The 7,494-nt window shown below is 52.0% G+C and carries 5 protein-coding genes; 1 reads left to right on the plus strand and 4 read right to left on the minus strand.

Annotation, left to right across the window (positions count from 1 at the left end; all coding sequences use genetic code 11):
- Positions 1-636: 636 nt before the first annotated feature.
- A complete protein-coding gene (gene dctA, locus PMI22_RS20965; RefSeq protein WP_007944316.1) occupies positions 637-1,992 on the plus strand; it encodes a C4-dicarboxylate transporter DctA in 1,356 nt (451 codons plus the stop codon).
- A gap of 1,320 nt (positions 1,993-3,312) precedes the next feature.
- Here the strand turns inward: dctA and PMI22_RS20960 are convergent.
- The 4 genes from PMI22_RS20960 to PMI22_RS20945 all read right to left on the minus strand — a co-directional run.
- Positions 3,313-4,266: an amidohydrolase family protein gene (locus PMI22_RS20960; protein WP_007944320.1), complete on the minus strand. Its 954-nt coding sequence runs from the start codon at positions 4,264-4,266 to the stop codon at positions 3,313-3,315.
- A 43-nt stretch (positions 4,267-4,309) separates the two neighbouring features.
- Entirely contained in the window at positions 4,310-5,479 is a 1,170-nt protein-coding gene (locus tag PMI22_RS20955; RefSeq protein WP_007944321.1) for a lactonase family protein, read from the minus strand.
- Positions 5,480-5,693: 214 nt separating this feature from the next.
- The gene (locus PMI22_RS20950) at positions 5,694-7,097 is read right to left on the minus strand and encodes an OprD family porin (RefSeq protein WP_007944322.1); all 1,404 of its coding nucleotides are present in this window, start codon (positions 7,095-7,097) and stop codon (positions 5,694-5,696) included.
- Positions 7,098-7,276: 179 nt separating this feature from the next.
- Positions 7,277-7,494 (minus strand): nucleotide-binding domain containing protein (locus PMI22_RS20945; protein WP_007944323.1); only part of this gene is annotated, 218 nt, incomplete at its 5' end.

Here is a 7,494-nt window from a genome sequence, read left to right on the forward strand (position 1 = left end):
GGAAGAACCAAAATACGCATCGTAAACCTCTTGCTTTTTATTTGAATTGCTTGATTCGAAGCCCGCATATGAAAAAGTCACTTCATTAATGTATATCATGACGACAAAGAACAATAATGACCAGACACACACCCATCACTCGTTTTATTCGTTGTGAGGCAAGCAAAATTTGACCTTTCCCTAAGACAAATTGCATTTTAAAGCATTAATACACAATTAGTACAGCCTTTGCGCTTGGACGTTGGCAAACAGACCAAATAGTGACTGTGGCAAATCGCAGGCCCGCTGTTGAGAGGGCCAGGATTAGCGGGTAAGCCCCGAGCAACGGTGTTTCGTTTGGCTATTTTCGGCAGGGTATTTAATCGCCATTCTCATGATCTGCATCTCAGTGAAACCGGAGGCGTCCCCTGCGAAATGGCGGATTTTTGGCAGAAGAACGCCATTTGGGCATCCACTGAGTCACAAGCCTACGGTATCGCAATCTCTAAAATCAGAAAACCAAAAATTGTATTTTGTTGCCACCAAGAGCAATTTGTGTAAACTCGAAGGTAGCTCAACACGCGGGGCTGGCTGCACCCACGTGCAGATCCACAACAATAATTAGGAGCCAACGGCTCCAGATGTCAGGAACTCTCCATGAAATCAGCGATGCTCCGTCCGCTAAAACCTCTCTACATCCAAGTCCTGATAGGCGTCATACTTGGCACTCTTTTCGCGCTCTTTGATGCCAAAGCCGCCGTGGAAATGAAGGTGCTTGGTGACGTGTTCATCAAACTTATCAAAATGGTCGTCGCGCCAGTCGTATTCGCCACAGTGGTGGTGGGCATTGCCAAGATGGGGGACATCCGATCGGTTGGTCGAGTGGGCGCCAAGGCACTGATCTACTTCGAAATCGTGACGACTGCGGCACTTGTCATTGGCATACTTGTCGCGCACCTGATGCAACCGGGGGCAGGTATGAACATCGACCCTAAAACTTTAGACATGTCGGCAGTTGCTGGCTACGCGAAGATTGCCAGCGAACAGTCCCTGCGTGAGTTTTTCCTGCACATTATTCCCGACACCATCATGAGCGCTTTCGTGAACGGTGAGATTCTGCCGGTCGTGTTCCTCGCCGTACTCTTCGGCGTGGCTTTGGCCCAAGGTGGTAAAAGGGTTTCTGTGCTGGTGGATGTCATCGACCAAACCTTGATTTCCCTTTTCTCCATCATCAGCTACCTCATGAAATTCGCACCTATAGGGGCTTTCGGGGCTATTGCATTCACCGTCGGCAAATACGGTATCAGCAGCCTGGCGACGCTCGGTTATCTGATGATGGCTTTCTACGCTACCTGCTTCCTGTTCATTTTTGTGGTTCTAGGCCTTATTTTGAAGTTATGCGGCGTCAACATTTTTGCCTTCTTGAACTATCTGAAAACCGAGTTGTTGATCACTCTGGGAACCGCTAGCGCAGAGCCCGCCCTTCCTGGGCTGCTTCAAAAACTGGAGAAACTGGGCTGCAAGAAAAGCGTGGTCGGCCTTGTCGTACCAACCGGTTATGCCTTCAATCTGGACGGCGTGTGCATTTACCTGACAATGTCAGTGATTTTCATCGCTCAGGCAACCAACACACCGCTGACGCTCTCCCAGGAGTTGACGATATTGGCGATTGGTCTCTTCACTTCAAAAGGCATGAGCGGTGTACCCGGTGGTGGATTTGTCGCACTGGCGGCAACGTTGGCGAGCGTACACGTTCTCCCACTCAGCGCTATTGCATTGCTGGTGGGCATTGACAGATTCATGGGCGAAGCTCGAGCGGTCACGTCGATCATTGGCAATGCCGTGGCCGGCGTTGTGATCTCAAAGTGGGAAGGCGCTTTGAACATAGAACGCATGAATCAGGTTCTGCGCGGCGAATATGTAGAGCCTGACGCTGAGTTCGAGGCGCAACCCGTTTCAGTTCAGGCATCGCTGGGGAGCGCTAAAGCCAAGGGGACTGCGACAAACTCCTGAACATTTATTGGACAAGCAAAAGGGGCGCCGGGCGCCCCTTTTGCTTGTCTTTTTATTATCAAATACCTAGAAGAACTCGCTCAATCACACAGTGTTTGACCAAATATCAGCGCGGCCTCGAAGGTTCAGGGTTAGTGGTGGGATTTCAGCTCTTCGCGCTGATTCCTCACTTGCCCGGGTGAGTCGATATCAGATGAGTTGCCCTAGGTGTTTCTGAATTAGGTTGCCACCGTCGCGATCTGAATGTCATCCAGTCGTTAGCCAATTGGAGGCATTGAGAGACCTGCCGGGGCGGCATCTGTAGCAAGAGCCTGTGCCCCTGAGTAATTGCACAGACTTGCCCACTCATTTGCTTTCGATCTGACCAATTATTTGCATCGGATTTGACCAGCATGTTTCGTGTGTATGATGGGCAGAAGTCGACCCACTACAGCCCTTCCCAGAGGACTGTTCACGACCTGGCTGGGGAGATGAAGATCGGCCACTTCTCCTCGAAGAACTAACAACGACATGCAGACCGGCCCTGTACAACCTGCCCAATGCCCCCTAACTAGACTCTCTCCTGCATGCTGGTACTGCAGGACTTCAAAGTAGACGACTTGATTTTCAGGCAGCACAGCAGCCAGCTACATGCGAACTTGCAGCGGCCTCCTTTCACCTGCTAAATGCGAGATGGTGTTAGCCCTGATGGGTTTTGCCCCGCCCTCTCTCGCCAACAGTTTCTCCGCTTCGCGAAGCTCAATCGGAGCTTCGATGACGATTGAGTCGACGCGAACTGCTCTGGAAAGCTGGTGGAGCGCATCATGAGTTACAGGTTGTATGCGGAACTGAAATTTGCCGCCTCCGGGAATGGGTTGCCCGCCCAGAACGTGAAGTCAAGTGGCAATCCTGGCTGCGCGGTAACGGTGCGGAGGTTTCGTTGGGCCCAATGACGATCATTGATGAGGTCGGGGACAGAACCGGGGGAAGTCCTGCGGATGGTGAACCCTAGCCAGGCGACAGATATGGTTCGGCGCGACAGAGGGGATAACCGGCATCCTTGCCGCTGGGGCTCAACTCATCGGCAGAAATGAGGCTATCAACAAGCGCTTCGACCAAGACACATTCATTCTCGATTAAAGAAGACCCAATGATGCGAGTCGATATTTTTCGGCGGTGCCGCGGCGTCCGGCGCCCATGGCAACGGTCGACCACCAAGGACCGTTGCTGCATTGGCAAAAGATGAACCGACAGCTATAAGTGCACGGGCGCCTAGCAGCTACCTGCGGCTGATCTAGAACCGGTCATCGGACATAGCAACTTCAAGTCAGGCAAAGCCATTCAAAATCCGTATAGCCTGGCGGGGTTTTGGACGAGGATTTTGTCGATCATCACGTCGTTCTGCGCCCAAACCTGCAACAAATCAAACATTGACGCATCATCAGGCATCGGTTTTTTCTTCGATTGCAGGCTCGGATGGGGCCAATCGGTTCCCCAGACAACCCGCTCCGGCGCGAGGGCAATCATGGCTCTGGCAAGGTCTTTGACATCATCGTAATCAGGTCCGCCCAATACCGAATCCTGATAGGCGCCTGATACTTTTACCCACGCCCGATCCTTATCAATCAATCGGGCGATCATTTTGAACACAGGATGATCGTTACCCGCCGGCAATGGGATTCGACCGAAATGATCAAATACAACCTGAACAGGCAATTGGGACAGCAACGCCTCCATCTGAATTAATTCATCGGGCCGCGTATGGATTTCAATATGCCAGCCCAAGTCTGCAATCATTTTCGACAGGGGCTCAATCATGTCAACGCTGGTTGCGCTTCCCACTCCAAGATTGAATCTGATTCCGCGAACACCTTGCTCATGCAAGCGACGCAACTCGGCCATTTCGACCTTATCATCGACTACCGCGATACCTCTTGATTGGGGACCCAGCTTCGCCAAGGCGGCCAGCAAGCAACGATTGTCGGTGGCGTAGGAAGATGGCTGAATGACAACGCTGCGGGTCAACCCCAGTCTCTTCTGAATGCGTCGGTAGTCTTCTACGCTTGCGGTGGGGAGGTTTCGATCATCGTAGTAAGGGAACGCCCGATCGTAGATATGATGATGGCAGTCGCAAGCCTGTGCGGGGACACGTAATCGTGGCGCCTGGGTGCCGCTGCTGAAGGGGTAATCATCATCAGCAAAACTTGCGAGCACATGGGTCGCTGCGAACGCTATCCCCCCCAGCACACCGAGATCTTTAATGAATTGGCGACGATTTGATTGTTTGATGAACACTTCTTTATCCTTATTTTTATTGTCTGGGGTGTGAAGCCTTACTTCATATCGCGCATGTATCCATCCACAGCAACCATCGCCCGTCATCCGGCATTTCATGCTTACCCACGAAATTCAACATGCCCTGCTCTCCGATCTGAAAGAAGGCCAGGCAGGCTAGTAGGCGCCGGTCATTCGCTCCCGCCTCCAGCCATACACTTTTCTGGTTAGCGACAATCAACATATTGCCGGTAGGATCAATGCTGAACGTCCGCGCCTCGATGCCATGTGTATCAACATGCTGGATCAGTCGCGGCTCGCCCGTCACAGGATCGAGTTCAAACACAGCCATTGAGTTTTCGCCGCCGGCGAACACCTCATGTCGTCGCCCCCGAATCACAGCATCGGATCTATTGGAGACATATAGAAAACGGCCATTCGGGTGAATTTGTATCACTCCGCCGCGCTGTTTTTTCAGTGTTAGGTACCGAGGATCCCTCAAAGCTTCAACTTGAAACTTAGAAGGTAACTGCACCCGACCATCTTCGTGAAGGTAATGCATGGATAACTTATTGCCTCGCTCAAGAGCAACGTATACCCAAGGCTGTACTGGGTGGAAAACAAGGTGGCGAGGACCGATGCCCGAATCAAAGAAATTTTCACCGACCAGTTTCAGTTGTCCATCTTCAAAACTGAAGGTATGAACACTGCCAAGCTCTTCGGCCTTGCCTTCAACCTCATCATTACCACGAGCCAAGGCGATTACCGCCCGTCGCATCGGGCAGACCATGACTTGGTGCGTAAAAGTGCCGGCCTTTGGCAAACATGTATGCTCAACGGCCGGTTCGACACCACCATCATCCGCAATAGGATGCATGCTCAGAAATGCAGACTGGTTATAGGCGACAAACAGGTAGCGACGCTGATCATCGATTGCCAAATGAATGGGACGCTCCGCTAAAGGCACGGATTGCCCCCAGATTTCCAGTGAACCATCTGGAAGGATCCTATATGCCTTCAGGGCATGCACGCTACCTTTGGCGCCAAGCTTGCCGGCGCCCGCATCGCTGATGGCGACATACAGATGCTGTCGACAGGCGTCGACAACAGCAAATTGAATATTGGCTTCAAGGCTGAGTTCATTGACCAACTCCACCGATCCCTCCAGGCTATCGAGCATGTACTGCAACAGCCTCTCTCCATGAGCCGCGTATAATATCGTGCGATTCAGCATGGCTACTCCCCTACAACGTGCTTGCTTACCTGCTCCGCATGCAGGCGAACAAGCCAGACTCTTCGAGGCCATCAAGAGGCCTATGCTCAACGATGGCAGGTGTAAGTCGCCTGGAGAAAAAACCCAAGCACATCCCATTAAATACGTTCAAGGCGGTCTGCTTGGCAGAACCTTGAACGTACTAATTGATCTTCCGAGTAATACAACGAGCGTTTTAAAACAGCGGCAATGAATAACTGACAATCAAACGGTTTTCGTCTTGGTCACGCTGACCTGGAATGTCATTGCGCCACATCGCGTTTTTCCAAGTGAACGCAAGGTTCTTCAATGCGCCCTCCTGAACAACGTAAGACACGCTCAAGTCGCGCTCCCATTCATTGCCACCAGTACCCAGGGTAGAGGTCTGAGCCGCTCCCACCTTACCAACGGTGTCAACGTCGGAGCCACGCACATAAACGATGCCGGCTGTAAGGCCTGGAGCACCGACTGCGGCGAAGTCGTAAAAGTAACGAGCCTGCCAGGAACGTTCGCCAGCGTGGAGAAATTTCTGGATTTGTATATCGTTGATGGTGCTGGTGGACGCGCCATCTCCCTGATTCAACCACGGAAAGTCACTGTCGCCGTCACTGTACTGATATCCTCCACCAAAGGTGTGACCTTCAACCGAGTATAGGAACAAAGCGCTGTAAAGGTCGTTGTCTACCTTGCCTTTGGTGCGGGTGGTAAGACTGGTATTGTCTGGGTAGTAACCTGAAGTGTAATAGGCTGAATCGTGACCGTTGGCACCGTCATCGCGGCTGCGGTAGTAGCGAAAATCGCTTTTCAGGGCACCCGGACCGAGGGACCAGTTATGTACCAGACCGAAAAAGTTCTGTTGATAGAAGTTTTTCAGTTCACCATGGTAATACGATGCGGTCAGATTTTTGGTGAACTTGTAGTCAGCACCACCATAGTAAAACTTATTGCTGAGCGTGGCCTTGGAGTAGTCAGAACCTCCGTTGGCCCCCGCAATGGACAGGCCTTTTTCGTCGGTGGAGTTTCGCCCTTTGGCGTGCTCAAGTTGACCTGCGGTTAGGGTCAGGTCCTTTATATCGTTTGATACGACCTGGCCTCCCTGAAACGTCTGAGTCACTAGACGGCCGTCGTTGGTCATAACCACGGGATTTTTTGGCATCAGGGTGCCGAGGCGCAGTTCGGTTTGCGAAATCTTGGCTTTGGCGGTCAGGCCCAGACTGGCGAAATCGTCTACTGCCTCGTTACCTTGACTTGGGAACACAGTACCGCCAGAGAGTGCGCCTGTCGGGTTACCGTGCTTGGCCTCACTGGAATCCAGCTTGACACCCAGCAGGCCGATGGCGTCAATACCGAAACCGACAGTGCCCTGGGTGAAGCCAGACGTAAATCGCAGGTCGAAGCCTTGACCCCATTCGGATAGATAGCTACGCACACCATTGGCCTTGGCTCTGGCGGTACCAGCATCGGAGTCGCGATTATCAGTATTTATGTAAAAGTTACGCAGTGCCAACGTTGCTTTGCTGTCTTCAACAAACCCAGAGGCAATCGATTGTTGAGCCAATGCGACCGCCGTAACAGCCAGTGCCAGTGTAGATTTTTTCAATACCTGTCCCCTTATTTTTGTTTTTTGATGTTCAAGCCACTCAGAGACCGCGATGAAGGCATTTACTTCAAGCTCGTTGACCCGTTATTAACTCCAGATGTCGCCAGATGACCGAGTTGTGAAGCCTTCTCCAGATTGCGCCGATGAGCCAATGTCATGAAAATTACAGACTGAAAAAATTATGGCGCATTGGCCAATGCCTTCTCGAAGAAGTCTACCGTGCCAAAATTGCCGGACTTCAGCGCCAAGGCAACCGGATCGTCGCGCAAGCCGAGTGTCCAAGGCACACCAGGATCGATGGTCGCACCAATTCTCAGAGCCTTGACTTGCAGTGCCTTGACGACTGCACCCGATGTTTCGCCACCAGCAACTACCAGCTTGCGAACACCCATGCCGT

The sequence above is a fragment of the Pseudomonas sp. GM21 genome, assembly GCF_000282215.1.
Taxonomy (GTDB): domain Bacteria; phylum Pseudomonadota; class Gammaproteobacteria; order Pseudomonadales; family Pseudomonadaceae; genus Aquipseudomonas.

Bases quoted from the DNA above. Each gene is read 5' to 3' on its own strand.
- PMI22_RS20955 (WP_007944321.1), bottom strand. From the start codon at position 5,479: ATGCTGAATCGCACGATATTATACGCGGCTCATGGAGAGAGGCTGTTG.
- dctA (WP_007944316.1), top strand. From the start codon at position 637: ATGAAATCAGCGATGCTCCGTCCGCTAAAACCTCTCTACATCCAAGTC.